The organism is Polynucleobacter bastaniensis, assembly GCF_018882205.1.
Classification (GTDB): domain Bacteria; phylum Pseudomonadota; class Gammaproteobacteria; order Burkholderiales; family Burkholderiaceae; genus Polynucleobacter; species Polynucleobacter bastaniensis.
In genome coordinates, this window is the sequence record NZ_JACVOU010000003.1 from 280,213 (window position 1) to 306,273 (window position 26,061).

The window sequence follows — 26,061 nt, forward strand, 5'->3', positions numbered from 1 at the left end:
TCCTTAAAGCGCCGCGCGACGGAAGTCGGACATCAGCTGAGCGATATAGACATTAAAACGTGTTGCCAAAGCACCATCAATCACACGATGGTCCGCACTGAGTGACAATGGGCAAATCAAGCGCGGTACAAATTGCTTGCCATCCCATACTGGCTTCATAGCAGCTTTGCTTACGCCTAAGATTGCCACCTCAGGTGCATTTACGATGGGTGAAAAATAGGTACCACCAATACCACCCAATGAAGAGATAGTAAAACTGGCGCCTTGCATTTGATCTGGCTTTAGTTTTCCATCACGCGCTAGCGCGGCTAACTCTGAAGTTTCACGAGCAAGTTCAAAAATACCTTTTTTATCTGCATCACGAATCACTGGTACCACTAGACCATTTGGCGTATCAGCGGCAAATGCAATATTGAAGTATTTCTTCAATACCAAGTCATCGCCATCAATAGAGCTATTGAACTCTGGGTACTTCTTGAGAGCAGCAACAGCAGCTTTCATCAAGAAAGCCAGCATGGTGATTTTGAGGCCCTGCTTTTCATTCTCTTTGTTAGTCAGAACCCTAAATGCCTCGAGCTCAGTAATGTCCGCATCCTCGTGATATGTCACAGCAGGAATCATCACCCAGTTACGACCGAGGTTTGCTGCGGTCAATTTCTTAATGCGATTGAGTGGCTGACGTTCGGTTTCTCCAAACTTAGAGAAATCCACTTTTGGCCAAGGAATCAGATTAAGGCCGCCTAAGCTTCCGCCAGATGCGGTCGATGCGCTACCGGCACCACCACTCATTGCAGCCTTTACAAAAGCCTGCACGTCTTCTTGGGTGATTCTGCCCTTCGGACCAGAGCCTTTAACTTGATGAACCGTAACGCCAAGTTCACGAGCAAATTTACGAACTGAAGGACTTGCGTGACTAGCTGTTGGATCTACTTCAATCGGGGTAGCGCTAACAGGAGGTGGTGCTGGTGCACGCACAATTGGTGGCTCTACTTTTGGGGCTGGTGTAGCAGCAGGTTCGATTTTCGCTACTGCGGGAGCGGCAGCAGTTTGTGTAGCGGCTGGAGCTGCAGTTGCGCCACTCTCTTCAAGCACTAGAACAATGGCGCCCTCTGAAATAGAGTCACCCACCTTAACCTTAACTTCTTTCACAAGACCGGAGTACGATGAGGGAACGTCCATGGTTGCCTTGTCTGACTCCAGAACAACAATAGACTGCTCTTTCTCAACACGATCGCCGGCTTTTACCAATACCTCGATGACAGGCACATCTTTGTAATCCCCAATATCAGGGACTTTAATATCAATTAGTTGGCTCATAGTATCTGTCTCTTATCAAACCGTCATTGGGTTTGGCTTAGTGGTATCAATGCCGTACTTCTGAATCGCTTCGGCTAACTTTTGGCGATCAAGCTGGCCAGCGTCTACCAATGAGCGCAAAGCTGTGAGAACAACCCAACGGCGATCCACTTCAAAGAAATCGCGTAGTTTTTCACGGGTATCGGAGCGACCAAAACCATCGGTTCCTAGCACCTCAAAGCGACGGCCAAGGTGCTGAATGGCTGGGCGAATTTGCTCAGCAAACAAACGAACATAATCAGTAGCAGCGATGATTGGTCCCGCAGTATCTTTGAGACACTGCTCTACATGAGATAAAGCAGGTGCTGCAGTTGGGTTCAGCAGATTATTGCGATGCACCGTATTCCAATTACGACCTAGTTCAGTAAAGCTTGGGCAGCCCCACAAATCAGAAGCGACACCCCAATCTTTATGTAGGATTTCAGCAGCCTCGATGACTTCGCGGAAAATGGTTCCTGAACCTAAAAGCTGTACACGCAATTTCGCATTAGCATCGCCAACCGACTTGAGTTTGTACATACCCTTAATGATGTCTTGTTCTGCACCTTTTGGCATAGCTGGATGAGCGTAGTTCTCATTCATCAAAGTGATGTAGTAGTACACATCTTCTTGTTCAGCCAACATGCGGCGCATACCATCCTGAATGACTACCGCTACTTCAAATGAGAATGAGGGGTCATAGCTAATACAGTTTGGAATTGAAGCACTCCATACTTGACTATGACCATCTTCATGCTGAAGACCTTCACCATTCAAAGTCGTTCTACCGGCAGTGCCGCCTAATAAGAATCCACGACTACGCATATCACCAGCAGCCCAACAGAGGTCGCCAATCCGCTGGAAACCAAACATCGAGTAGAAGATATAAAAAGGCAACATCGGTACGCCATGCGTTGAGTATGAAGTGGCGGCAGCGATCCAATCGCACATACCACCCGCTTCATTAATGCCCTCTTGCAAAATCTGACCAGTCTTGTCCTCTTTATAGAACATCAATTGATCATGATCTTCTGGGGTATAAAGCTGACCTAGCTGATTCCAAATACCTAATTGACGAAACATGCCTTCCATACCAAAAGTACGTGACTCATCTGGAACGATCGGGACAACCCGCTTACCCAAAACCTTGTCGCGCACGATCGTATTTAATATGCGAACAAAAGCCATCGTTGTGGAAATCTCACGGCCATCGGCAGTTGCTTCTAGCAATGGTGCGAATACCTCAAGCGCAGGTACAGGCAAGCTCTCAGCCTTCATGCGACGCTGTGGCAAATAGCCGCCCAACTCTTGACGGCGAGCTTTCATATACTCAAGCTCTGGACTTCCCTCAGCAAATTTCACTAAGGGCATTTCATCTAGCTGCTCATCTTTTACGGGGATCTCAAAACGATCGCGGAAACGACGTACATCATCCGCATTCATCTTCTTCGCTTGGTGGGCAATATTCATCGCCTCGCCCGAGCCACCCATGCCATAACCTTTAATAGTGTGAGCCAAAATAACAGTTGGCTGATCCTTGTGATTTACAGCGGAGTAAAAAGATGCAAATACTTTATGGGGATCATGGCCACCACGATTGAGCTGCCAAATCTCGTCATCACTCCAGTCGCTGACTAGTGCCTTTAACTCTGGTGTGTTGAAAACGATTTCGCGCACGTAGGCACCACTCTTGGCTTTCATGGTCTGATATTCACCATCGACGATCTGACCAAGACGCTGCATCAAGATACCTTTTTTGTCGCGAGCAAACAATGCATCCCAATGACCACCCCAAACTACCTTGATTACATTCCAACCGGCGCCACGGAATTCACCTTCGAGTTCTTGAATAATTTTGCCGTTTCCGCGTACTGGTCCATCAAGACGTTGTAGGTTGCAGTTCACCACAAAAATCAAGTTATCTAATTTTTCACGGCCGGCCATACCAATGGCGCCGAGTGATTCTGGTTCATCAGTTTCACCATCACCGAGGAAGGCCCAAACTTTTCTACCTTCAGCTTTAATGAATCCACGATCCTGCATGTAGCGCATAAAGCGTGCCTGATAAATAGCCATAATTGGGCCAAGACCCATCGACACTGTAGGAAACTGCCAAAAATCTGGCATCAACCAAGGATGTGGATAGCTAGAGATCCCTTTGCCGCCCACTTCTTGACGGAAGTTATTCAGCTGCTCATCCGATAAGCGACCGAGCATATAAGCTCTAGCATAAACACCTGGGGCAGAATGTCCTTGAATAAAGATCAAATCGCCACCATGCTCAGGAGATGGTGCATGCCAGAAATGGTTAAAGCCGACGTCATATAGAGTTGCCGCTGACTGGAAAGAAGAAATATGACCACCAACGTTGGTATCTTTATTAGCACGCAAGACCATAGCCATTGCGTTCCAACGTGTGTAGGAACGGATGCGGTGCTCGACATTTTGATCGCCTGGTAGACGTGCTTGCTGCTCTACAGGGATTGTGTTGATGTAAGGAGTTTCAGCATGAAAGGCTTGATTTACTCCATTGACTCGAGCATGAGAAATTTGCTGATCAATCAGATAAGCAGCACGCTCTGGACCCTCGTTCCGAATCACACCATCGAGGGCCTGTAACCACTCTTGGGTTTCACCTGGATCAGCATCTTGTTTTCCTGCGCTACCCAAAATTTGTTCTGGAACCGCTGCCATAAACTGCCTCCATTTGTTACATCGTTTTTATTGATTTACTGTATAGGTAATATTCTAGGAAGGTCTATGGGTGTAAACAAGCAATTTTCCACATAATGATAGTATTTATCACTATGTGATATTTTGTTGCATCGCATTCAAATAAGCCAAAGTATGAAATAGGCCGCTAAAGCCCATCTATAGGGCAAAATAAGCAGATTACATGAAAAAAATAGCATTGTCTTTCTGGCAGCTCTCGCCCGTAAAGTGGCTCCGTCGAATACGGGGATTTAAGCTTGTCTATACACCCCTAATAGCCATCGTTCTATTTACCGTAGTAATGGGCATCATTATGGGCACCCTGCAGTTGCAGGAAAAGAGTCAGCAAGAAGCTGCTCTATTTAGAGAGCTCTCTTTTGCAAAGCAACGCATCCAATTAAGGTTTGCAAACAATACCGACGTTCTTCAGTCTCTTGGACGTGATTATGTAAGTGGTGGCGAATCATTCAAGGCAAAAGAAAACTTCTTTATTCAGGCTGAAAATTTATTACAAAGTAATCATGAAATTGCACAAATCGTTTGGATTGATAAAGTAGGTCAACGACAGTGGAGAATTCCACTAGATAACTTAAGAACCGAGTGGTTCAATAAGAATGTCAACGCTGAAACTATCAACCAAGGCTTAAGAAAGACTCTTGAGCTCAGTTCAGCAACAAGCAGGCCTGCTTTTAGTCAGTTCATGACCCTCGAAGTTCCAAGCGATGAAGTCATCTCAAAAGAAATTCGTAACGTATTTTGGCAAACAGTTCCCCAGATTTCTGGTAATGAAGTTAATGGCATGGTAGCTGTTCTATACACCACACAGGGCATGCTTGAAATGATTCCTGGTGAGCTCAAAGGCCAATATCGCTTCACATTAATTACAGATGATGACAGAGTCCTAGCGATCTCTTCCGATAAAAATACACCAAAGCGTGCGTTTAGCAATCAAACTAGTTTAGATATAGGAGTTCTCAGTCCAAACTTAAGTCTACGTATTGATACCTACCCACCAGCAACGAATTTAACTTTTAGAATGTTAATTGGCGTTGTGCTTGGCTTGAGCGCATTTGTGATTTGGAGCTTATGGTCCGTTCTCAAACAGATGCAGGTTAGGCAAGAGGCTGAAGCAAATCTTCGGGCAGAAACCAATTTCCGTAGTGCAATGGAAAATTCCACCCCAGTAGGGATCCGTGCGCATGATATGAATAGAGTGATTACTTATGTGAATCCCGCATTTTGTGAAATGACGGGGTGGTCTGCCAAAGAACTCATTGGACTGAGCCCGCCCTTTGCTTTCTGGCCTGAAGGCCAGAAAAATGAGCTGACCGATAAAATGAATAAGGCTCTCAAAATAGCGCTGAGTGAAGAAAGAACTATTGGGATTGAGGGCTCAATTCTTCACAGAGATGGATCAGTCATTCAGACGCGTACATTTATTGCACCCCTCGTAAATGAAAAGGGTCAACAAACTGGCTGGGTCACTTCATTAATTGATATCTCAGAGCCTAAGAAAATTCGAGAAGAATTAGCAGCTTCTCAAGACCGATTTGTTGCTGTACTTGAAGGGCTTGATGCTGCAGTTTCAGTAGTATCAAATGAGAACGGTGAACTATTATTTACAAATCGCCTCTATCGTGAGCGCTTTGGCAATACTGCTAAGGGTCACTTTGAATTGGCTGGTAGCGATAAGATAGCCGAAACAATTTCACCCCTATCACCCTACCAAGAAACTGAATCAGAAGAAATTCAATTGCTAGATGAGGCATCAGGAATTTCAAAATGGTATGAAGTTCGCAGACGTAATGTCCCGTGGGTAGATGGTCACTTAGCACAATTATTAATTGCCACGGATATTACCTTGCGTGTCGAAGCTGATGACTTAGCTCGGCAACAAGAAGAGCGGATGCAATTTACTAGCCGACTAACAACCATGGGTGAAATGGCTTCTTCCTTAGCCCATGAATTAAATCAACCGCTAGCTGCAATTTCGAACTACTGCATGGGTGTCGTAAAGCGCTTGCAAGGCCAACTTGAACCCGCCTTGCAAAAAGATATTATTCCCGCGCTAGAAAAAGCATCTGATCAGGCTCATCGCGCTGGCATGATCATTCAGCGTATTAAAGGCTTTGTAAAACGTAGTGAACCGCAAAGAAAGTCTTGCGACATTGCTGAAATTATTCATGATGCCGTTGGATTAGTGGAAATTGAAGCCCACCGCCATCGCTTGAGTATCAATACTGAAATTGCTGAAAATCTTCCTGCAGTCGACTTAGATCCAGTCTTAATTCTGCAGGTTTTAGTCAATCTGTTGAAAAACTCTCTTGACAGTATGAGAGAGGTTTACCCCCTTTCCTCGCGCTGGTCGGCTCCCCCCGTGCGGATTTCAGCGGATTTAGATACCAGCACCTTCCCCGCCATGTTGCGTATTCAGGTAAGAGATACAGGTGCCGGAATTGCAAAATCAGTGATTGAACGCATGTTTGAGCCCTTTTTTAGCACCAAAAGCGATGGTATGGGGATGGGTCTGAATATTTGTCGATCGGTGATTGAGTCCCATCAGGGTCGTCTTTGGGCAACCAATCTGATGGATGCTGAACATACAAAGTTGTCGGGCTGCACCTTTACAATACTCTTACCCTTAGAGTCTCCGGGCTCTCAGGACAATATTTAATTTATGTAATTTTTTAGATTTATCTGCGAGAGCTAATATGAATATCAGTACTGCCACCAAACCCAATCAAGCTGAAGTAGTTTATGTTGTAGATGACGATGAGGCAGTCCGCGACTCTCTCACCTGGCTACTCGAAAGCAATGGTTATGTTGTTCGCTGTCATGCTAGTGCTGAGCGTTTCTTGCAATCACTCCAAAGTACTGATAAATCAACTATCTCTTGCGCCATTCTGGATGTCCGCATGTCCGGAATGTCTGGCCTAGAATTACAAGAGCGCCTGATTAGTGAAAACCTACCCATGCCGGTTGCCTTCATTACTGGTCATGGCGATGTATCGATGGCAGTTTCTACTATGAAGCGTGGTGCGGTCGACTTTATCGAAAAACCATTCAAAGAAAACGATCTCTGCGGCTTAGTAGATCGCATGCTTGGTAAAGCGCGCATTGATTACTCCCAAGCAAGTCAGCGCAAGATCACTCAAAGCCTCTTGAGCAAACTCACTGGGCGTGAACGCCAAGTGCTTGAGCGCATCGTAGCCGGTCGCTTGAATAAACAAATCGCAGATGATTTGAGTATCTCGATCAAAACTGTAGAGGCTCATCGTGCGAATATTATGGAAAAGCTCAACGTAAATACCGTTGCAGATCTTCTCCGTCTTGCCCTTTCTGATCCACAACCCAATTAATTTTTTATGCCTGCACAGTTACTCGATGGCGTTGCGCTATCTAAAAAATTACGTACTGAAATTGCTGCACGTGGAGCAATTGTTACCGCTAAGGGTGTTAGACCAGGTTTAGCAGTCATCGTTGTTGGCGAAAATCCTGCCAGCCAGGTTTATGTCAGAAATAAAGTAAAAGCCTGTGAAGACGTTGGTTTCCACTCTGTGCTTGAGCGCTATTCCGCAGAGTTAGGTGAAGAAGAATTACTTGCTCGCATTGCCATTCTGAATGCTGATCCAGCGATCCATGGCATCTTGGTTCAATTACCACTACCTGAACACATCGCTGCTGAACGTGTACTAGAGGCAATTGCCCCAGAAAAGGATGTGGATGGTTTTCACGTAGCCAATGCTGGTGCCCTCATGGTGGGCCAGCCAGAATTTAAGCCCTGCACTCCTTATGGGTGCATGAAAATTCTGGAGAGTATTGAATACCCCATTCGTGGTGCACGTGCGGTAATCGTGGGCGCATCTAATATTGTTGGCAAACCGATGGCCATGCTCTTGCTTCAAGCAGGTGCAACAGTCACTATTTGCAATAGCAAGACTCGTGACTTAGCGCACCATACCAAGGATGCCGATATTTTGGTAGTAGCGACCGGCAAACCGAAAATGATTATCGGTGATATGGTCAAAAATGGTGCCGTAGTCATTGACGTGGGCATTAATCGCATGCCTGATGGAAAACTTTGTGGCGACGTTGATTTTGATGCCGTTCAATATGTTGCTGGTTGGATTACGCCAGTACCAGGTGGCGTAGGCCCTATGACTATCACCATGCTTCTCATGAATACCTTAGAGGCAGCTGAAAAGGCTGCGAAGCCGTCTTAATAGACACCTTCGCTTAAAGTCTTTTTTAGGGCCTGATTAGCAAAAGTTTCTGTCGTCCAGTAAGCTATAGGGATGACTAAATCAATCACATCAAAGCCTTCTGCCGAACTCCAGAAAAATCCACTGATTGCATTCGGAAGAGGTATTTGCGCCTACTCCGAGGTAAAGCCATCCAACATTGCACCGGCAATTGATTTCCTTTTGCAGCGGGCGCAATATGCAGTGAATCATGCAGTAGACCCAAGCACCCCTGCAAACTGGAATGATTTAGTAGAGCCTCTCGAGGATGCAACTGAATCCCTAAGCCGGTCATGGGGTGTTGTTTCTCACTTAAATAGCGTCGGAGATACGCCGGAGCTACGCGCTGCTTATGGCGAGATGCTACCTAAGGTGACCGCCTTCTTTTCAAGCTTGGGACAAAATCTTGCGCTGTATGAAAAGTTTAAGCTCCTTAGTCAAGATAGCGCCTTTTCGAAACTCAATTCTGCTCAGAAAAAAGTCATTGAAAACTCATTAAGAGACTTTCGCCTTGGTGGGGCTGAGTTAAGTGATGCTGATAAGCCCCGCTTCGCAGAGATTCAAGATGAGCAAGCATTACTCGGCAAGGCCTTTTCTGATCATGTTTTAGATGCCACTGATGAGTTCATTCATCTCATTACTGATGATGCCGATTTGACTGGCTTACCTGAAGATGCTGTAGCCGCTGCAGCCGATCTTGCCCAACGGAAGAATCTGCAGGGCTGGGCATTTTCACTGCACTTCCCTTCTTATTACCCAGTTATGCAGTACTCCGAGAACCGATCACTACGTTGCCTAATGTATGAGGCCTATGTGACTCGAGCTTCTGAACTAGCCCCGCAATACTCTCAAGGCAAACTTGATTGGGATAACACGCAAAACATGCTTGAGCAATTAAAGCTACGCGATGAAGAAGCGCACATGCTGGGGTTCAAAAACTATGCCGATCTGAGTTTGGCACCTAAAATGGCAAGCACCGTTGAGGAAGTCGATACCTTCCTAACGAATTTTGCTCAAAAAGCAAAACCTTTTGCATTAAAGGATTGGCAAGAACTTTCTGACTTTGCCAAGACTGAACTCTCTATTGCCAATGGGTTAGAGCCTTGGGATATTGCCTATGCTTCCGAGAGATTAAAACAAGAGCGCTATTCTTTTTCTGAGAATGAACTTAAACAGTACTTCCCCTTACCTAAAGTGTTGGAGGGCTTATTTGGAGTCATTGAAACTTTATTTGGCGTGAAGATTGAAAAGGCTGATCTGCCAACTTGGCATACAGATGTGCAGTCCTTCTCAGTAAAAAATGCTACTGACAAAACAGTGGCCTATTTTTACCTAGACCCCTATGCTAGATCAGGCAAACGTGGCGGAGCCTGGATGGATGATGCGCGCGGTCGCCGTGAATTGCCTAATGGAGAAATCCAAATTCCAGTGGCTTATCTGGTCTGTAACTTTGCACCTCCTGTCAAAGTCAATAGTGTGTTGCGCCAACCAACAATTACCCATGATGATGTGATCACACTCTTTCATGAGAGTGGTCATGGCCTGCATCATCTCCTAACCCAAGTCAGCGCATTAGGTGTATCTGGCATTAATGGTGTTGAGTGGGATGCCGTAGAGCTGCCAAGCCAGTTCATGGAAAACTTCTGCTGGGAATGGGAAGTCTTGGAAAAAATGACAGCGCATGCTGAAACTGGAAAACCACTCCCTCGTGAATTATTTGAAAAAATATTGGCTGCCAAGAATTTTCAAAATGGCTATATGACTTTGCGACAGGTTGTAATGTCACTCACTGATTGGCGTCTGCATGCCAGCTTTGATCCAAAGAGTGCTCATGGACAAGCTGTGCTCGATTTATCCAGAAACATTGCCGATCAATTTAATGTCATACCGCAGGCATCTATCTCTCGCTGGATCAACACCTTTAGCCATATTTTTTCTGGTGGCTATGCTGCTGGTTATTACAGCTATAAATGGGCGGAAGTACTTTCTGCCGATGTCTATTCAGCTTTTGAAGAAGCAGCCAAACTAACCGGTAGCGTTCTTGATGAAAAAACAGGTCTACGCTATCGCCAAGAGATTCTGGAGGTGGGTGGTAGCCGTCCTGCTGCTGAATCATTCAAGGCATTCAGAGGCCGCGAGCCCAGCATCGATGCCCTACTGCGTCACGGCGGCTTAGTTACTGAGTTAGTGACTCAGTAAAGATAAGATCTAAGCTTTAATTTCAGCAACCACTGGGGCGTGATCCGAAGGCTGCTCCCAAGTTCGCGGCTCTTTATCGATGATGCTTGAGTTGCACTTTTCTTTCAGGGCATCACTTAATAGAATGTGATCAATTCGCATACCGGCGTTTCTTCGGAAGCCCATCATGCGGTAATCCCACCAGCTAAATGATTTGGACGCCTGCTCAAACATTCGGAAAGAGTCTGTCAAGCCTAATTCCAGTAGTTGCTGGAAGGCTTTACGCTCTTCTGGGGAAACTAGGTTTTGCCCGATCCATTTTGAGGGATCATGAACGTCGATATCATTGGGTGCGATATTGAAGTCGCCCAAAAGAGCTAAGCGGCTATTCTGAGTTAATTCTTCTCTTAACCAATTTTCTAGCGCTTTGAGCCAGCCTAGTTTGTAAACGAACTTATCGCTATCGGGTGACTGTCCATTAGGGAAGTATGCCGATACTAGGCGAATAGGCTGCATTCCCTTAAAGCACACTGTGGCCGCTAAGATGCGTTGTTGCTCATCTGCATGAGCCGGGATATTTCTCACTGGCTTTAGAAAGGTGGTGTCATGGTCAGCAGCAATAGGCGCTAAGGCAGCTTTGCGAACAATAATAGCCACACCGTTATAGGTTTTTTGCCCAGCAGCAATACTAATATATCCTGCCTCTTCAAGCTCTTGATGCGGATACTTATCATCAGTTAGCTTAAGCTCCTGAAGACAGAGTGCATCGATAGGTGTTTTTGCCCGCTCTTGATCCTGTAACCACTTGAGCACCTGCGGTAAACGCACCTTCAGAGAGTTCACATTCCAGGCAGCTATTCTGATTGAATCAGTCATTAATTCCTAGCTCCTGCAATTTCCGGGTAATGGTATTACGACCGATGCCCAGTCGTTGAGCTGCCTCTACACGTCTGCCACGAGTTACCTCTAGTGCGGCTTGCAGTACTGCCTTTTCAAATTTAGAGCACAACACGTCATATACCTCTGAATCTCCATCCTGTAACATTTTGACTGCAAGGCGACCTAAACCACCCTCCCAATCAACAGAGCCAGTCTTAACGGCAAGCTGCACATTAGAGTTCGACTCACCCTGTAACAGAGCCGATTGTTCGCCGGCCTCTGCCAAAATATCAGCAGGCAAATCACTGACTCCAATAACATTGGATGGTGTCATTACCGTCAACCAATGGCAGAGGTTTTCTAATTGACGCACATTACCCGGAAATGGCATGGAGCTCATTTCTTTTAACACGTCATCCGAAAGATTTTTAGCTTCAACACCCAGGGACTTTGCACAAGACAACATAAAATGCCGTGCCAAAACAGGGATATCCTCTGCACGCTCACGTAATGCTGGCATGCGCAAACGAATGACATTTAAGCGGTGTAATAAATCTTCTCGGAAAGCGCCTGCAGCTACTCTGGCCTCTAAGTTTTGGTGAGTCGATGCAATGATGCGTACATTTGCTTTAATTGGATCTTGACCACCAACACGGTAAAAATGGCCATCAGTTAAAGCGCGCAATAAACGTGTTTGTAGATCAAATGAGATTTCACCAATCTCATCTAAGAATAAGGTGCCGCCATCAGCTTGCTCAAAACGGCCGCGACGTAAAGTCAAGGCTCCAGGAAAAGCACCGCGCTCGTGACCAAACAACTCTGACTCCAATAAGTCCTTGGGAACAGCTGCAGTGCTAAAGGCAACAAAGGGGCCTTTAGCACGGGGACTATGCTTGTGCAACGCTTGCGCTACTAACTCTTTACCAGTACCAGACTCGCCTGTAATTAATACTGTGGAATGCGATTGAGCTAGACGTCCGATCGCCCTGAAGACCTCCTGCACCGCGGGGGCTTGGCCAATCATTTCAGTGGAATCTTGTCTCCAACCATTCATCTCTTTATTGCCGGATTGGATACGTTCACTCTGCTCCATGGCACGACGAATTAACTCAACCGCTTTATCAATATCAAATGGCTTAGTGAGGTATTCAAATGCACCACCCTGGAAAGACGAGACCGCTGAGTCTAAGTCAGAATAAGCAGTCATGATGATGACTGGCAGCAGTGGATGGGTTTCTTTTACATTCTGCAAAAGATCCAAACCATTGCCACGTGGCATACGAATATCTGAGATCAATACTTGTGGTGCATCTTTTTCCAATGCATCAAGTACATCATTGGGATTGGAAAAACTCTTATGAGGAATATTTTCACGAATAAGCGCCTTTTCTAAGACCCAACGAATAGATTGATCATCATCCACGATCCAAACGGGTTTCATAATACTTTCTCCTGCCTACGGTAAGGAATTTGAATTTGGAAATCAGTCCGTCCAGGACGGCTGTTACAAGCAATAAAACCTTGATGCTGCTGTACAAAAGTTTGAGCCAAGGTGAGGCCAAGACCACTGCCCCCATCTCTACCAGATACCAAGGGAAAGAAAATGCGCTCACGAATATCTTCTGGGATACCAGGCCCGTTATCAATCACATGCAGATCCATTGCCATCTTGTAGCGTTGCTTTGAAATAGTCACCGAGCGAGCTACTCTCGTCTTCAACTCAATTTGAGCTGTACCTTGAGCAATTTCTTCGGTAAGCGCTTGAGCTGCATTGTGGGCAATATTTAAGACGGCCTGAATCAACTGTTCTCGATCACCCAAAACATCAGGCAGACTAGTGTCATAGTTACGAATGATTCTGAGCCCCTTAGGAAACTCAGCCAATACGAGGCTGCGAACTCGCTCTAGCGCCTCGTGAACATTAAATGACTCCATGGCATGCGCTTTGCGATGCGGCGCAAGCAGTCGATCAACTAAGTTCTGTAGGCGATCAGATTCTTTAATAATGACTTGGGTATATTCACGCAAGCCCTTTTCTGGAAGCTCGAACTCGAGCAATTGAGCGGCACCACGAATACCACCCAAAGGATTTTTGATTTCATGCGCTAAGTTACGCATTAACTGTTTATTTGCTTCAACTTGCTGTGTTACGCGCTCATCACGCTCGCTACGTAACTGCTGATCTATCGGAAACCACTCCATCACGATGAGAGTTGGATCTTCAAGACTAGCTACCACTACATGCGCAGGAATAGATTCTTGATGAATGCTACCAGGCAAGGAATGCAACATCATTTCCTGTCGTTTTGCAGAAAAGTGTCCTGCCTTAACCTCTTCAATCATGTGATTGAGAGCCTCATTAGATCCAAATAATTCGCGCACAGATTGGCCCTCAAGTGATTTACGGGAGAGATCCAGCGCAGACTCTGCTGCAGGATTCACATAAACCAATTGCTGGTTATCAGCCTCAAATACCACGACGGCATTGGGCATCTGATCAAGCAATGTCGGAAAAAAAGGAGCAGCCGAAGCTGCCCCTTTGAACGAATTGCGCAACAGACCTGCGCTCAACATTTCTCCTTCGCTTACAGGGAGTAGTACATATCGAATTCGATCGGATGAGTCGTCATACGGAAACGTGTGACATCTTCCATCTTCAAAGCGATATATGCGTCGATCATAGAGTCTGTAAAGACACCGCCACGAGTCAAGAACTCACGGTCTTTGTTCAAAGCTTCCAATGCCTCTTCCAAGCTTGCACAAACGGTTGGGATCTTTGCATCTTCTTCTGGTGGCAAGTCATACAAGTTCTTGTCAGCAGCTTCACCTGGATGAATCTTGTTTTGAATGCCATCAAGACCCGCCATCATCAATGCTGAGAAGCAGAGGTATGGGTTAGCCAATGGATCAGGAAAGCGAGTCTCAATACGACGACCTTTAGGGCTTGAAACGTGAGGAATACGAATCGAAGCAGAACGGTTACGTGCGGAGTAAGCCAATTTCACTGGAGCCTCAAATCCTGGTACTAAACGCTTGTATGAGTTTGTACCTGGGTTAGTGATCGCATTCAATGCTTTAGCGTGCTTAATGATGCCGCCGATGTAGAACAATGCAAACTCTGACAAACCTGCGTAGCCATTACCAGCAAATAAGTTCTCGCCGTTCTTCCAAATGGATTGGTGAACGTGCATACCAGAACCGTTGTCGCCAACGACAGGCTTAGGCATAAATGTGGCTGTCTTGCCGTATGCGTGAGCAACGTTTTGAACAACGTATTTCTGCCAAATAGTCCAGTCAGCACGTTGAACCAATGTACTGAATTTAGTGCCTAATTCGTTTTGGCCTTGACCAGCAACTTCATGGTGATGCACTTCAACCGGAATGCCCAAAGATTCAAGGATCAAACACATTTCAGAACGCATGTCATGGAATGTATCTACTGGAGCAACTGGGAAGTAACCGCCCTTTTTACCTGGACGATGTCCAGTATTGCCACCTTCGATTTCAGCACCTGAAGACCATGGAGCCTCTTCAGAATCTACCTTAACAAAACAACCTTGCATGTCAGCACCCCAACGGACGCCATCAAAAATAAAGAATTCTGGCTCTGGACCAAAGTACGCTGTATCACCCAAACCAGTACTCTTCAAATAGGACTCAGCACGTTTAGCAATCGAACGTGGATCACGGTCGTAACCTTTGCCATCTGAAGGCTCGATCACATCACATGTGATCACCAATGTTGGCTCTTCATAGAATGGGTCGATGTAGCAAGCTGTTGGATCTGGCATCAACAACATATCAGAGGCTTCAATACCTTTCCAACCAGCAATAGATGAACCGTCAAACGCGTGACCGCTCTCAAACTTGTCTTCGTCAAAATGGGAAATAGGTACTGTTGTGTGCTGCTCTTTACCCTTTGTATCTACAAAGCGGAAATCAACGAAAGTACATTCTTTCTCTTTAACCAACTTCATCACATCAGCGACGGTCTTCGTCATGCAAATCTCCTCTATTAACTGAATTCGGAATACAAATCTAAGGCGTACACCCTTGTTTATTCCAGGCATCAAATATGCCCTTGGGATGTATCTAATTTACTGAAGCAAACAAACGGGAACAATCATTATTGCACTAATTAAGTGCTGAAAAGCCCCTCAAAACCATTAAAATCACTATATTTGCACCAAATTAGTGCTTATTCAGATTTTGAAATATCATGAATTGAATAGCCCAAAGCCTCTGTTCCTGTGCGCAAAGCAACCCAAGCATCATCTAGAAAGCTCGAATTGCCCTTGATACCCAATTCAATATGCCGCTCGGCATAGACGCCGCCCCTGGAAGAATCGCCAACCGAAGGGAGGCTAAAAACCTTTACGCCTGGATAAGAAACCTCGATGCGCTCCATTAAGGGCGTTAAGACGGACTCAATGCCTTTTGGAACAATAAAGCTTTGCTCAGCCCAGTTCCCGCGATGAAATAAATTCTGATAGTAAGTATCTAGGCACCACGCCATCATAGGCGCAGCCATGACAGGAAAGCCAGGAACAAAATAGTGCTCACGAATGGAAAAACCAGGGATCTGGTTATAGGGATTTGGGATGATGTCACTCCCAATTGGAAACTCCCCCATCTTAAAGCGATGCTGATTTTCCGCAGTACTCAGATCAGCCTTCATGGGATCGCCCTCTGCCATGATCTGAATACGTCCTGCAATAAGCACTTGTGCAGTTGCGTGTAATTGCGTTTGTGTACCCAAAGCTAAAGCAGCGCATTGTCTCGTGTGGTCATCAGGCGTAGCTCCAATACCCCCAGTACTGAAAACCACATCACCACTTGCGAAGCTATCTTTCAAGGTAGCGGTAATTTGCTCGGGATCATCTGCAACATATTTAGCCCAAGATAAGCTGAGGCCGCGCTCATTTAAAAGCTCAATCAATTTACTGAGATGCTTGTCTTGACGACGACCAGATAAAATTTCATCGCCAATGACAATTAAACCGAAACGACGAGTGTTCACCTCGGAGTCCTCGAGACTCGGATTTTTTAAGACCTCAACCATGGCTCTGCAACTCCGAATCAATAACACGCGCTTCAATATTTAAAGATCGATCCAACTCATTGATACGTAATTCTTTTAACGTCTCAAGTAAATAATGTGTAAACCAGAGTGCAGCGAAAACAAAAATTAAAGAATAGATCCATAGCGCAACAAAGCTAACAATGGGAAATAACACTAAAGCTAAAGCAGAAGTTGCCCAGAAAAAGGTGGGTACCGCTCCCAACATCCCGGAAATAATTCCCATAAGCAATAGCGGCCAACGGTGTTGATGCAAAAGGATATCGCGCTCTTCTGCAGTAGCATGCAAAGCTAACACATCGTAAGACATCAAGCGCATAGTCAACCAGCCCCAGAGCAATGGCGGCAAAACAGCAACCAGTGGTGGTATCCACCACACTGGCAAAGTGAGCATTGCTAGGGCTAAGCAGATTAAAGTAGACCAAAGGGTATAAACAAAACTACCCAACAAACCACCGCCCTTTTTCTTCACAATGTCTTTATAAGTGTGTTGACGCGCTACCACCTTGACGATGGTTGGCACGGTCGTCAAAGCGATGAAAACCAACAAACTAATTGAGATTAGAGGAATCAGTAACATCACAAAGAAGAGCGGTGCGATCCATGCACGTGCACCCTCGAAACCGACCCAGATCAAACCATCCGCAATCCAGCTAGTAAACATGGATGCCGTCAGAAAAGTACTCAGCATCTTTAATGCTGGAGTCCAAGTTAGCCAAATTAAGGCGCCCCACAAGACCGAGACGATCATAAATGGTCGCAGACTAAGCCATAGCATTTTGGGATGCATCGTACCCACTAAAGCCAAGCCAAAAGACTTAAAAACTTGCTGCATGCTATTCATATATTTCCATTACTACTGTTTGAACTACTAACTTCTATTTTGCTTTGGGAAAGATTTCTCGAATCGAGTGCAGGAGACTCTGCCACTGGTGCTGCAATACATTGGGTGACAAAACTAAGTCTCTGACTCCAGTGGGATGAATTTCTTTTGAAAAGATTGCAGTATTGAGCATCATATCCCACCAGGGAAATAAAACGCCAAAGTTACAGCCCCCTAAAACACCTGGCTTACTATTGGCCTCGTGACCGTAACCTACCGCATGATGCAGCCGGTGATACATCGGAGAAATTAATAAATATTTAAAAGGGCCAAGATCAATCTTCAAATTAGCGTGTTGCCAGCTTTGAATAAGTTGGCTCAACACCACCAACACAATAAATTGACTAGGTGATACGCCAAACAATAGAGCAAAAAAGGAAAACACAAATGCATGCATGATGTCGTCAATGATGTGATTACGATCATCAGACCAAGCAGTCATCACCGTTTGACTGTGATGCAAGGCATGTAATTGCCACCACCAATTAAAAACATGAGAGGCGCGGTGATATAGATACTCCACAAAATCAAGCAATACAAAGTAGATAAAAAAACTCACCAAGGGTGTGGATGTAAGCGGCGGCCACCAGGACTCCACATTCAGTCTGCCAAAACGAAAGTCATGCAAGACCGAATCAAGCTGAAAGAACAATCCTGATAAGGCAATAAAAATCAGACCATGAAAAATGCCTAGACGATGAAATAGGGTGTAAAAAATATCCGCCTTAGAGCTCTTTGCAAACCGCTCTTGTATCTCGGCAGGGGAAAATCTCTCCCAAGCTCTAAGAATCACCACAATTAGGAAAATCTGAATGCATCCAAATAAAAACCAGTCGATACCATCAAATACATCCTCGGCCATCGACATCAGGTCAAATTGATACAAAATTGGCCCGACTACATAGGTGAACAAGAATTCTTGAACGCTAGCGTAGGCTGATGCGATGGCGGCTGTCAGGGGGTTAGAGTCCATAGGCTCAATTGTCACTTATTTATCGCGTTTTGGCAGGGTTGCAAAACAAAACCCCCGAGCTTTCAAATTCAGGATCAGTTGCTCTAAAACTGCTGGAGCCCAGGGATCCTTGCGCGACCAAATGCCCAAATGCGCCATAGCGATATCGCCGTCCTGAAGTCGGCTACTAGCCTTATCCAACAGTACTTTGTTAGGAAACGTCTCTGAACTCAGCTCATCCCCCAAAAATCCTGCAGGACTCCAGCCAACATGCTGATAAGTGCATTGATCACCCATCCTAATTGAACGGGGTGATGTTTTTCCGCCGGGGGCACGCCAGATTTTTTGAAGACTGGCGCCGGTTAACTCTTTAAAGCGTTCATCCACTCTCCGAATTTCTCGGCAATAAGCTGCCTCGTTATACAGAGTTGCCACTCCAGCCTTTGACCCAAACTGTGGCTTTGCAAAGATCTCTCCGTTTGGGCCATCCTTCACAAAGTACAGATGGTCATAAGTATGGCTACCAAAATGATGGCCTTCACGAACACGATCTTGCCAATAGGATTTCCAAGAATCATCTAGAGAAAAATCACCGCGACTAGTTTTTTCATTCGCCAGAAAAAAGGTAGCTTTCACATTTTGACGATTCAAAATGTCGGCAATCGTTTGCGCTACAGACATATTGCCAGTATCAAAAGTCAGGTAAACCGTTTTTTTACAATTCGCCTCTTGTGCAATACCCAGCGAGAAGCATGCCGCCAGAACAATGAATGCCGTCAGTCGAACGAGGGTCACATTCAAATACATCTAATTGAGCTATTCCCAGCTAGCACGCGGCGTAAAGAAAACACCGTGAGGGGATCTTCCAACAGGAATTACCGAGACTAACTTCATCGAGGGAATATCAATCACTCCCACCTTTTTAGAAAAGCGAAGTGTGACCCACATGGTTTTTCCATCGGGCGTAATTTCCATATCATCGGGGCCTGCTGGCAGACCAGTGATATCGCCCGTCTTTTCTAAGGTTTGCATATTAATCATGCTGATGCTCGACGCAATACGATTAGTTACGAACACATGTTTTTTATCGCCTAAGGGGCGGAAGTTATGAGCACCCTTACCAGTCAAGATTCGCTTTACTTCTTTACGGGTTTTCCAATCAATGACTTGAACATAGTCCTCACCAGTGATACCAATCAATAGGTATTGGTCACCAGGCGTCATCCAGACTCCTGCTGGTACTTTACCCGTGGTGATCTTCCATAGGACAGTCTGGGTATCCAAATCAATTGCCGCAAGTTCATTCGAGTCTTGCAAAGTAATAAAAGCGATCTTGCTATCTGCTGTAAATGCAACATGACTTGGCGTCTTACCCAGCTTAATTGCTTTAGCCAACTTGAGATCTGCACCCTGCGCGTGATAGACATCTACCCTATCTAAGCGATTGCCGTTTGCAACAAACCACTTATGATTAGGCGAATAACCAATTTGGTACGGATCAATGATGTCCGGTATCCTGCCAGTCAACTCACCAGTAGTGGGATTCATCAGCACAACATCATTACCTGCTGCATTGGCAATCAGCAAAGTCTTTTGATCTGGGGTCATCATCAAGTGATGAGGCTCTTTTCCAACCGGCACTGTCTTAATTACTTTGCGGCTGGGCATATCAATCAGACTGACGGTAGCTTCACCAGAATTCAAGACCACCGCTAACTTGGGCTCCGCCTTGGACTCAGATGAGCTTGGACCTTGAGCATTGGCAGCATTCAGTAGCACTGTCAGGACAAAAATAGCTAGGGTTGAAATACTGCCAAATTTGGCTTTACTAATGTAGGTTTGCATGTCTAGTATTGTAAGCAATTGGTTCATCTTACGTAGGCCTTTAACTAGAATCCCTTGATCTATCGCAAGCTAGCCAAGATCTTTTCTAGGCGCTTTAAGGACATTGGGCTTGGGGTCTTTAACTCCTGAGCATATAAGGCCACTCTCAATTCCTCGAGTTGCCAACGAAAATCCGCTAAAGCCTGATCTTCATTAGCGGCAGATGCCGCAGAGCCATGGCCAGCCTGAACGAGTTTTTGCCATGGTCTAGCAACCGACTCCCAGTCTTTTTGGCACTGTGAATCTCGGCTAGGGTTAGCGCGCAATTTATCAATTCGCATGGCGATAGCCTTGAGATAGCGAGGGAAATGTACTAACTGGCTATATGGCGTATCTGAAACAAATTTAGGAAATATGAGAGCTTGGACCTGATTCTGAATATCCACATGAGCAGTGACTGAGGCAGCCTTGGCTTGGGACAATTTCTTTTGAAGATCCGCATAAGCCTGCAATGCCGCCAAGGCATGTTTTGAAATCTCCTGTGCAATCAGAGCCAAACGGGGCTTGCCTGCTTGCAAACGTTCTGCAAATTGCTCTGCATTCACGGGAAGCGGATCATTCATAAATGCCCGCTCTAAGGCGATATTGAGGATTTGCTCAATTAGGCTATCAACAGATCCAATATTGATAAACAGCAATCCAAGTTCCCGAATTCCAGGGAGTTGTTTTTGTAATGCCTTGAGCGTGTCTTTATTTGATAGTGCAAATAATCTGCGCAATCCTTGCCAATGATGTTTTCTAGCTTCCAGCAAATCATCAAACACTTCAAGATCACATGCTTCGATACGATCGACCAAGGCAGGGTATCCAAATAAGGTGCTATTGCCTTTCTGAATTTCTAGAGTCTCGGGCAGTTCACCAAAGTCCCAGTTTCGATAACCACCCTGCTCCACCGTTTTTACTAAAGATGCATTAGCGCTTTGATTGGCTTTGCCAACAGGGCTTAAGTTATTTACTGGGGCACCACTCCCGAGCTCATCATGGACTGCTTGCTGCGCTATGGCTTGGAAGGCTGTGCGAGCAGTCTCTCCATATTCACCACGTAATCGAGATAAATTGCGCTCTAACTCGAGCTGACGGCCGTGCTCATCGACTAGGCGGAAATTCATTGAAGAATGTAAAGGTAAGGATTCAGGCCTGAAATCGGTACGCTTAATTTCTAAGCCACGTTCTTTACGAATATCGGTAATGAGACTATCTAAAAAGTCGCCTACCCCAAATTGCTTGCTTGATAGCATCCGCTCTAAGAAAGATTTAGCATACTCGGGCAGTGGAACGCAGTGGCGACGTAATTTCTGGGGGAGTGATTTGAGTAATAGCCCAATTTTTTCTTCACACATACCTGGAACTAACCAATCACATCGACGACCATCAACCTGATTCAATAGAGTCAAAGGCACCACCAGTGTTACTCCATCTTTAGGACTACCAGGCTCGAAGTGATAAGTCAAACTCAGTTCGCTTCCACCAACCATCATTTTTTTTGGATAGCGATCAACCGTAATGCCGGCTGCCTCATGACGCATTAAATCCGCTTTAGCTAAACGCAAAAGACTGTCGGGGAACTCCTCAGCAATGCCTTTGCTCGCCGATGACTTTAGCAGCCAGGCTTTCATGCTCTCCCTGCTAAGAACATCTTCAGGAATGCGTGAATCATAAAAAGCAAAAAGGAGATCATCATCGACCAAGACATCGGGACGTCGTGAGCGATGCTCTAAAGCTTCAATCTCTTTAATCAGCCTGCGGTTGTGCCAAAAGAATTCAAAAGTCCCAGGATATTTTTTTCTAGCATCGGCCTCAGTCTCCCGCATCAATGCTGGGCTATCCATGCGGCCAAACATCTCTTCTTGAACTAAGGCCTGGGTAATAAATAAATTACGCGCATCTTTTGGATTGTGTGGCTCATAACGAACGCGACGACCGTGATAAATCGGCAGACCATATAAAGTGCCACGCTCAAAAGCCATGACCTCTCCTTGACGGCTATCCCAGAATGGCTCACTCAAAGATTTAATCAGGCGGTGGGCTGCAACTTTCTCAACCCACCCAGGCTCGATTTTTGCAATTGTGCGAGCATACATGCGATTAGTTTCCTGAAGTTCGCCAGCCAAAATCCAAGCACCGGCCTTTTTACCAATCGTTGAACCCGGCCAAATAAAGGGACGAATACCGCGTGCACCCATATAGCTGCCCGTCTTGCTGCCACGTTCATGAGATTTTTCGTCCTCTTCTTTTTTGGCCACATAACCTAAGAGGCCCGTTAATAGCGAAAGATGAACTTGTTCGTAAGTCGCGGCGGATGGATTTTCTTTCCAGCCCTTTTCAGCCAACATCGTGTGCAGTTGACTATGAACATCGCGCCATTCACGCAAACGTCTTGGTGACAAAAACTTACTACGGCATAAATTCTCTAATTGTCGATTGCTGTGCTTGTGCTTCAAGGCATCTTGATGCCAATCCCACAGTTTGACAAAACTTAGGAACTCGGAACGCTCATCCGCAAACTGCAAATGCGCTTGGTCAGCGGCTGCTGCTTGATCCATAGGTCGATCACGTGGATCTTGTGTAGCCAAAGCTGAGGCGATGATGGTGACCTCACGCAATGCATTGTGCTCTTTGGCCGCTAACAGCATTCGACCGATCCGAGGATCTAATGGCAGATCCGCTAACTGTTTACCAATGGGGGTGAGCTTGAATCTGCTGTTGCTATCTGTATCGTTATTGATGGTGACATCGTCATAGACAATAGCGCCCAACTCATCTAAAAGCTGTACACCGTCGGCAATCGCGCGACCCAAAGGTTTATCAATAAATGGAAACTCTTTAATACGGGGTAAACGTAAAGAGCTCATACGAAGCAAGACTGCCGCTAATGAGCTACGCAAAATTTCTGGATCAGTAAATTTGGGCCGACTTAAATAATCTTGCTCGCTATAGAGACGAATACAAATACCATCTGACACACGACCACAACGACCTGCTCTCTGATTGGCTGCCGCCTGAGAAATTGACTCGATCTGAAGTTGCTCTACTTTGTTGCGGTAGGAGTAGCGTTTGACGCGAGCTAAGCCACTATCGACGACATAACGAATATTCGGAACTGTTAATGAAGTCTCAGCAACGTTAGTCGTCAAAATAATACGTCGACCATTACCGGGATTAAATACGCGCTCTTGTTCCGCAACCGATTGACGAGCAAAGAGACTCAAAATCTCCGGATGAAAGCGCTGCTGAAGAACATGGTCCTTTCTGAGAGTTTCAGCACAATCTCGGATCTCCCGCTCACCGGGCAGGAAAACCAGCACATCTCCTGCACCAGAGACACCTTCGCGCCATACTTTTGCAATTGCTTCTGTTACAGCGTCCGAAAGCTCCTTGGCTTCTTTAGATTCTTTTTTTCCATCAGGCTTAACCTCAGGCTCTAGTGGTTCATAACGTTGCTCCACCGGGAAAAGTCGCCCACTCACCTCAATTACCGGAGCAGACTTGCCATTCAAGGCGAAGTGGTCCGAAAAACGCTTTGCATCAATGGTGGCCGAAGTAATGATCAACTTGAGGTCTGGGCGCTTGGGTAGCAACTGTCGCAGGTAACCCAATAGAAAATCAATATTGAGGCTGCGTTCATGAGCCTCATCAATAATGAGAGTGTCGTAGGAACGCAGCTGGGGGTCTCGCTGTGTTTCTGCCAGCAAGATACCGTCGGTCATCAACTTGATTGAAGCGCCCTGACTGGTTCTATCAGCAAAACGCACTTGATAGCCAACGTCTTGGCCAATGGGAGTGCCCAACTCCTGGGCGATACGCTTTGCAGTGGCGGTAGCAGCAATACGACGAGGTTGAGTGTGCCCAATGAGGCGACCACCGTTCATAGTGCCTCTGCCAAGATCTAAACAGATTTTGGGTAATTGAGTTGTTTTGCCAGAACCAGTCTCACCACAGACGATCACAACCTGGTGAGCACTCAAGGCATCCTTGATGATTTGACGTTGGCCTGATACTGGCAACTCCTCCGGAAAGCGAATTTCTAGCCGTCGAAGGGTGTTGGAAGCAGGCACAGTCTCAGGGCTTGCTTTGGGTTTTTGTTGGTTTAATGGCTCTTGCACCCTATAATTTTCTCACTATGCCAACAAATGCACCGAATCCCGGCTCAAATGCCGAAGAATCCAGCTCTAACTTTCCTTTTGTAGGATGGCTGCGTGATGTTGCGCCCTATATCCATAGCTTTCGCGAGAAGACCTTTGTCATTGCCTTTGCAGGTGAACTAGCTCAAGAAATTGGCCTAGAAAATCTGATTGAAGATATCGCCATGCTGCACGCCATGGGCATGCGGATTGTTTTGGTTCACGGTATCCGCCCGCAAATTGAAGAGCAACTCATGCTCCGCAACATTAAGAGTCAATTTGGCCAAAGCGCAATGCATAGCTATCGGATTACCGATGCAGCCGCCCTTGAGTGTGTCAAAGAAGCTGCTGGTGAATTACGCCTCGATATCGAAGCAGCATTTAGTCGGGGCTTGCCTAACACTCCGATGGCAGGCTCACGAATTTCTGTTATCTCAGGCAACTTTATTACAGCAATGCCTGTAGGCGTAGTTGAGGGAATTGATTACATTCATACTGGCTTGGTTCGTAAAGTAGACTCCACCTCTATTAAGCTTTCGCTTGATAGCAATAAGATCGTACTGCTCTCGCCTTTGGGATTCTCGCCAACAGGTCAAGCATTTAATCTCGCTTTTGAGGATGTAGCCGCATCTACTGCTGTGGCACTCAAAGCGGATAAGTTAATTTTCTTGAGCCCCTATACCGGTTTGAAAGATGACGAAGATGACTTCATCACTGAACTCTCAATGCCCCAGCTTCAAGAGTACGTAGCCCAACATCCAGAACTCGACATAGGCATGAAGAGTTTATTGAATATTTCTGGCAGAGCTATTCGTGCTGGCGTCAGTCGGGTGCACTTCTTGCCTTGCAACCGAGATGGCGCCCTCCTGGAAGAACTCTTTACCCATGATGGTATTGGCATGATGCTGGCCTCATCCGATATTGAGAATTTACGTGAAGCTAACCAGGATGACGTTGGTGGCATTTTGCAACTCACCAGCCCACTCGAAGATGAGGGCATTCTGGCTGCACGGGGCCAGGATGTCATTGAGCGCGATATTCAGCGCTTCTCTGTGATTGAGCACGACCGGGTTCTCTTTGGATGTGCAGCCCTCTTCCCATTCCCGAATGGCGTAGGTGAGCTTGCTTGTCTCGCAGTAGATCCAGATGTTCAAGGTTCAGGCGATGGAGAGCGTTTGCTCAAGCGCGTTGAAATGCGAGCAAAACAGGAAGGTATCAAGAAGCTTTTCGTCTTGACTACTAGAACAGAACATTGGTTTTTGAAGCGCGGCTTTAAGCGCGCTTCGGTAGAAGATCTTCCAGAGGAAAGAAAGCAAATTTACAACTGGGATCGTAAATCGATGGTCTTAACCAAAGATCTTTAATAAATTATTCGTTTTATATTTTCTCTATAGCACACCGTATTTGAAAGGCAACACAAATGGCACGCATGGTTCAATGCATCAAACTGAATAAAGAAGCTGAAGGTATGGACTTCGCACCATTACCTGGCGATCTCGGTAAGAAAGTTTGGAATCAAGTCTCTAAAGAGGCTTGGGCCGCCTGGCTGAAACACCAAACCATGCTTATTAATGAGAATCGCCTCAATATGGCCGACCCTCGTGCTCGTCAGTACCTCCTCAAGCAAGTTGAAAAATACTTCTTTGAAGGTGGTGCAGACATGGCTCAGGGCTATGTACCGCCAGCTGAATAATTCTTTTTGAATATCTCTTGACGAGTCAAATTCAGAAGCATAGGATGAAATCGTAGTCAGTCAGTTTGTGTGATCTGCTACATTGGCGAAAGCCACTACTAGT

18 protein-coding genes are annotated in these 26,061 nt (G+C 45.9%); 6 read left to right on the top strand and 12 right to left on the bottom strand.

Features of this window, described 5'->3' with window-relative positions; all coding sequences use genetic code 11:
* Positions 1-3: 3 nt before the first annotated feature.
* Together aceF and aceE are read right to left on the bottom strand one after the other, a co-directional pair.
* Positions 4-1,317, bottom strand: a complete 1,314-nt coding sequence (aceF, locus tag ICN22_RS07430; protein WP_216169675.1) for a dihydrolipoyllysine-residue acetyltransferase — start codon at positions 1,315-1,317, stop codon at positions 4-6.
* Positions 1,318-1,332: 15 nt separating this feature from the next.
* The gene (gene aceE, locus ICN22_RS07435; RefSeq protein WP_216169677.1) at positions 1,333-4,029 is read right to left on the bottom strand and encodes a pyruvate dehydrogenase (acetyl-transferring), homodimeric type; all 2,697 of its coding nucleotides are present in this window, start codon (positions 4,027-4,029) and stop codon (positions 1,333-1,335) included.
* A gap of 202 nt (positions 4,030-4,231) precedes the next feature.
* Between aceE and ICN22_RS07440 the strand changes: the two genes are divergently transcribed.
* The 4 genes from ICN22_RS07440 to ICN22_RS07455 all read left to right on the top strand — a co-directional run bounded on the left by ICN22_RS07440 (position 4,232) and on the right by ICN22_RS07455 (position 10,487).
* Positions 4,232-6,721 carry a PAS domain-containing sensor histidine kinase gene (locus tag ICN22_RS07440; RefSeq protein ID WP_216169679.1) on the top strand — a complete coding sequence of 830 codons (2,490 nt, stop codon included), beginning with the start codon at positions 4,232-4,234 and terminating at the stop codon, positions 6,719-6,721.
* Positions 6,722-6,758: 37 nt separating this feature from the next.
* On the top strand, positions 6,759-7,406 hold the full coding sequence (locus ICN22_RS07445) for a response regulator transcription factor (RefSeq protein ID WP_216169681.1): 648 nt from the start codon (positions 6,759-6,761) through the stop codon (positions 7,404-7,406).
* 6 nt (positions 7,407-7,412) lie between these two features.
* Entirely contained in the window at positions 7,413-8,270 is an 858-nt protein-coding gene (gene folD / locus ICN22_RS07450) for a bifunctional methylenetetrahydrofolate dehydrogenase/methenyltetrahydrofolate cyclohydrolase FolD (RefSeq protein WP_216169683.1), read from the top strand.
* Between the two features lie 72 nt (positions 8,271-8,342).
* Positions 8,343-10,487, top strand: coding sequence for a M3 family metallopeptidase (locus tag ICN22_RS07455; protein ID WP_216169685.1), 2,145 nt, complete (start codon positions 8,343-8,345; stop codon positions 10,485-10,487).
* 9 nt (positions 10,488-10,496) lie between these two features.
* On the opposite strand, the gene xth is transcribed toward ICN22_RS07455, so the two are convergent.
* From xth to hrpA, 10 genes are all read right to left on the bottom strand, one after another.
* On the bottom strand, positions 10,497-11,342 hold the full coding sequence (gene xth, locus ICN22_RS07460) for an exodeoxyribonuclease III (protein WP_216169687.1): 846 nt from the start codon (positions 11,340-11,342) through the stop codon (positions 10,497-10,499).
* Complete coding sequence (ntrC, locus tag ICN22_RS07465; protein ID WP_216169689.1) at positions 11,335-12,786, bottom strand: nitrogen regulation protein NR(I); 1,452 nt, start codon at positions 12,784-12,786, stop codon at positions 11,335-11,337. Before ntrC ends, xth begins: the two co-directional genes overlap by 8 nt.
* Complete coding sequence (gene glnL, locus ICN22_RS07470; protein ID WP_216169692.1) at positions 12,783-13,919, bottom strand: nitrogen regulation protein NR(II); 1,137 nt, start codon at positions 13,917-13,919, stop codon at positions 12,783-12,785. Before glnL ends, ntrC begins: the two co-directional genes overlap by 4 nt.
* 11 nt (positions 13,920-13,930) lie before the next feature.
* Positions 13,931-15,346: a type I glutamate--ammonia ligase gene (glnA, locus tag ICN22_RS07475; protein WP_216169694.1), complete on the bottom strand. Its 1,416-nt coding sequence runs from the start codon at positions 15,344-15,346 to the stop codon at positions 13,931-13,933.
* Between the two features lie 197 nt (positions 15,347-15,543).
* Positions 15,544-16,407, bottom strand: coding sequence for a competence/damage-inducible protein A (locus ICN22_RS07480; RefSeq protein WP_216169696.1), 864 nt, complete (start codon positions 16,405-16,407; stop codon positions 15,544-15,546).
* Positions 16,400-17,260 carry an EI24 domain-containing protein gene (locus tag ICN22_RS07485; RefSeq protein WP_255533896.1) on the bottom strand — a complete coding sequence of 287 codons (861 nt, stop codon included), beginning with the start codon at positions 17,258-17,260 and terminating at the stop codon, positions 16,400-16,402. The genes ICN22_RS07480 and ICN22_RS07485 overlap by 8 nt, the downstream gene beginning before the upstream one ends.
* Positions 17,261-17,303: 43 nt before the next feature.
* Entirely contained in the window at positions 17,304-18,281 is a 978-nt protein-coding gene (locus ICN22_RS07490) for a sterol desaturase family protein (protein WP_216169700.1), read from the bottom strand.
* A 15-nt stretch (positions 18,282-18,296) separates the two neighbouring features.
* Positions 18,297-19,067 carry a polysaccharide deacetylase family protein gene (locus ICN22_RS07495; protein ID WP_216169702.1) on the bottom strand — a complete coding sequence of 257 codons (771 nt, stop codon included), beginning with the start codon at positions 19,065-19,067 and terminating at the stop codon, positions 18,297-18,299.
* A gap of 9 nt (positions 19,068-19,076) precedes the next feature.
* Complete coding sequence (locus tag ICN22_RS07500) at positions 19,077-20,105, bottom strand: YVTN family beta-propeller repeat protein (RefSeq protein WP_216169704.1); 1,029 nt, start codon at positions 20,103-20,105, stop codon at positions 19,077-19,079.
* Positions 20,106-20,164: 59 nt separating this feature from the next.
* Complete coding sequence (gene hrpA, locus ICN22_RS07505) at positions 20,165-24,247, bottom strand: ATP-dependent RNA helicase HrpA (protein WP_439650985.1); 4,083 nt, start codon at positions 24,245-24,247, stop codon at positions 20,165-20,167.
* 17 nt (positions 24,248-24,264) lie between these two features.
* Here hrpA and argA point away from each other — a divergent pair, with 17 nt between their 5' ends.
* Together argA and ICN22_RS07515 are read left to right on the top strand one after the other, a co-directional pair.
* Positions 24,265-25,629, top strand: a complete 1,365-nt coding sequence (gene argA, locus ICN22_RS07510) for an amino-acid N-acetyltransferase (protein WP_216169706.1) — start codon at positions 24,265-24,267, stop codon at positions 25,627-25,629.
* Between the two features lie 56 nt (positions 25,630-25,685).
* Positions 25,686-25,958: an oxidative damage protection protein gene (locus ICN22_RS07515; RefSeq protein WP_215304216.1), complete on the top strand. Its 273-nt coding sequence runs from the start codon at positions 25,686-25,688 to the stop codon at positions 25,956-25,958.
* Positions 25,959-26,061 lie beyond the last annotated feature (103 nt).

Bases quoted from the DNA above. Each gene is read 5' to 3' on its own strand.
- aceF (WP_216169675.1), bottom strand. From the start codon at position 1,317: ATGAGCCAACTAATTGATATTAAAGTCCCTGATATTGGGGATTACAAA.
- folD (WP_216169683.1), top strand. From the start codon at position 7,413: ATGCCTGCACAGTTACTCGATGGCGTTGCGCTATCTAAAAAATTACGT.
- ICN22_RS07440 (WP_216169679.1), top strand. From the start codon at position 4,232: ATGAAAAAAATAGCATTGTCTTTCTGGCAGCTCTCGCCCGTAAAGTGG.
- glnA (WP_216169694.1), bottom strand. From the start codon at position 15,346: ATGACGAAGACCGTCGCTGATGTGATGAAGTTGGTTAAAGAGAAAGAA.
- ICN22_RS07480 (WP_216169696.1), bottom strand. From the start codon at position 16,407: ATGGTTGAGGTCTTAAAAAATCCGAGTCTCGAGGACTCCGAGGTGAAC.
- ntrC (WP_216169689.1), bottom strand. From the start codon at position 12,786: ATGAAACCCGTTTGGATCGTGGATGATGATCAATCTATTCGTTGGGTC.
- aceE (WP_216169677.1), bottom strand. From the start codon at position 4,029: ATGGCAGCGGTTCCAGAACAAATTTTGGGTAGCGCAGGAAAACAAGAT.
- ICN22_RS07445 (WP_216169681.1), top strand. From the start codon at position 6,759: ATGAATATCAGTACTGCCACCAAACCCAATCAAGCTGAAGTAGTTTAT.
- glnL (WP_216169692.1), bottom strand. From the start codon at position 13,919: ATGTTGAGCGCAGGTCTGTTGCGCAATTCGTTCAAAGGGGCAGCTTCG.
- xth (WP_216169687.1), bottom strand. From the start codon at position 11,342: ATGACTGATTCAATCAGAATAGCTGCCTGGAATGTGAACTCTCTGAAG.
- ICN22_RS07485 (WP_255533896.1), bottom strand. From the start codon at position 17,260: ATGCAGCAAGTTTTTAAGTCTTTTGGCTTGGCTTTAGTGGGTACGATG.
- ICN22_RS07455 (WP_216169685.1), top strand. From the start codon at position 8,343: ATGACTAAATCAATCACATCAAAGCCTTCTGCCGAACTCCAGAAAAAT.
- ICN22_RS07490 (WP_216169700.1), bottom strand. From the start codon at position 18,281: ATGGACTCTAACCCCCTGACAGCCGCCATCGCATCAGCCTACGCTAGC.
- argA (WP_216169706.1), top strand. From the start codon at position 24,265: ATGCCAACAAATGCACCGAATCCCGGCTCAAATGCCGAAGAATCCAGC.
- ICN22_RS07495 (WP_216169702.1), bottom strand. From the start codon at position 19,067: ATGTATTTGAATGTGACCCTCGTTCGACTGACGGCATTCATTGTTCTG.
- ICN22_RS07500 (WP_216169704.1), bottom strand. From the start codon at position 20,105: ATGCAAACCTACATTAGTAAAGCCAAATTTGGCAGTATTTCAACCCTA.
- ICN22_RS07515 (WP_215304216.1), top strand. From the start codon at position 25,686: ATGGCACGCATGGTTCAATGCATCAAACTGAATAAAGAAGCTGAAGGT.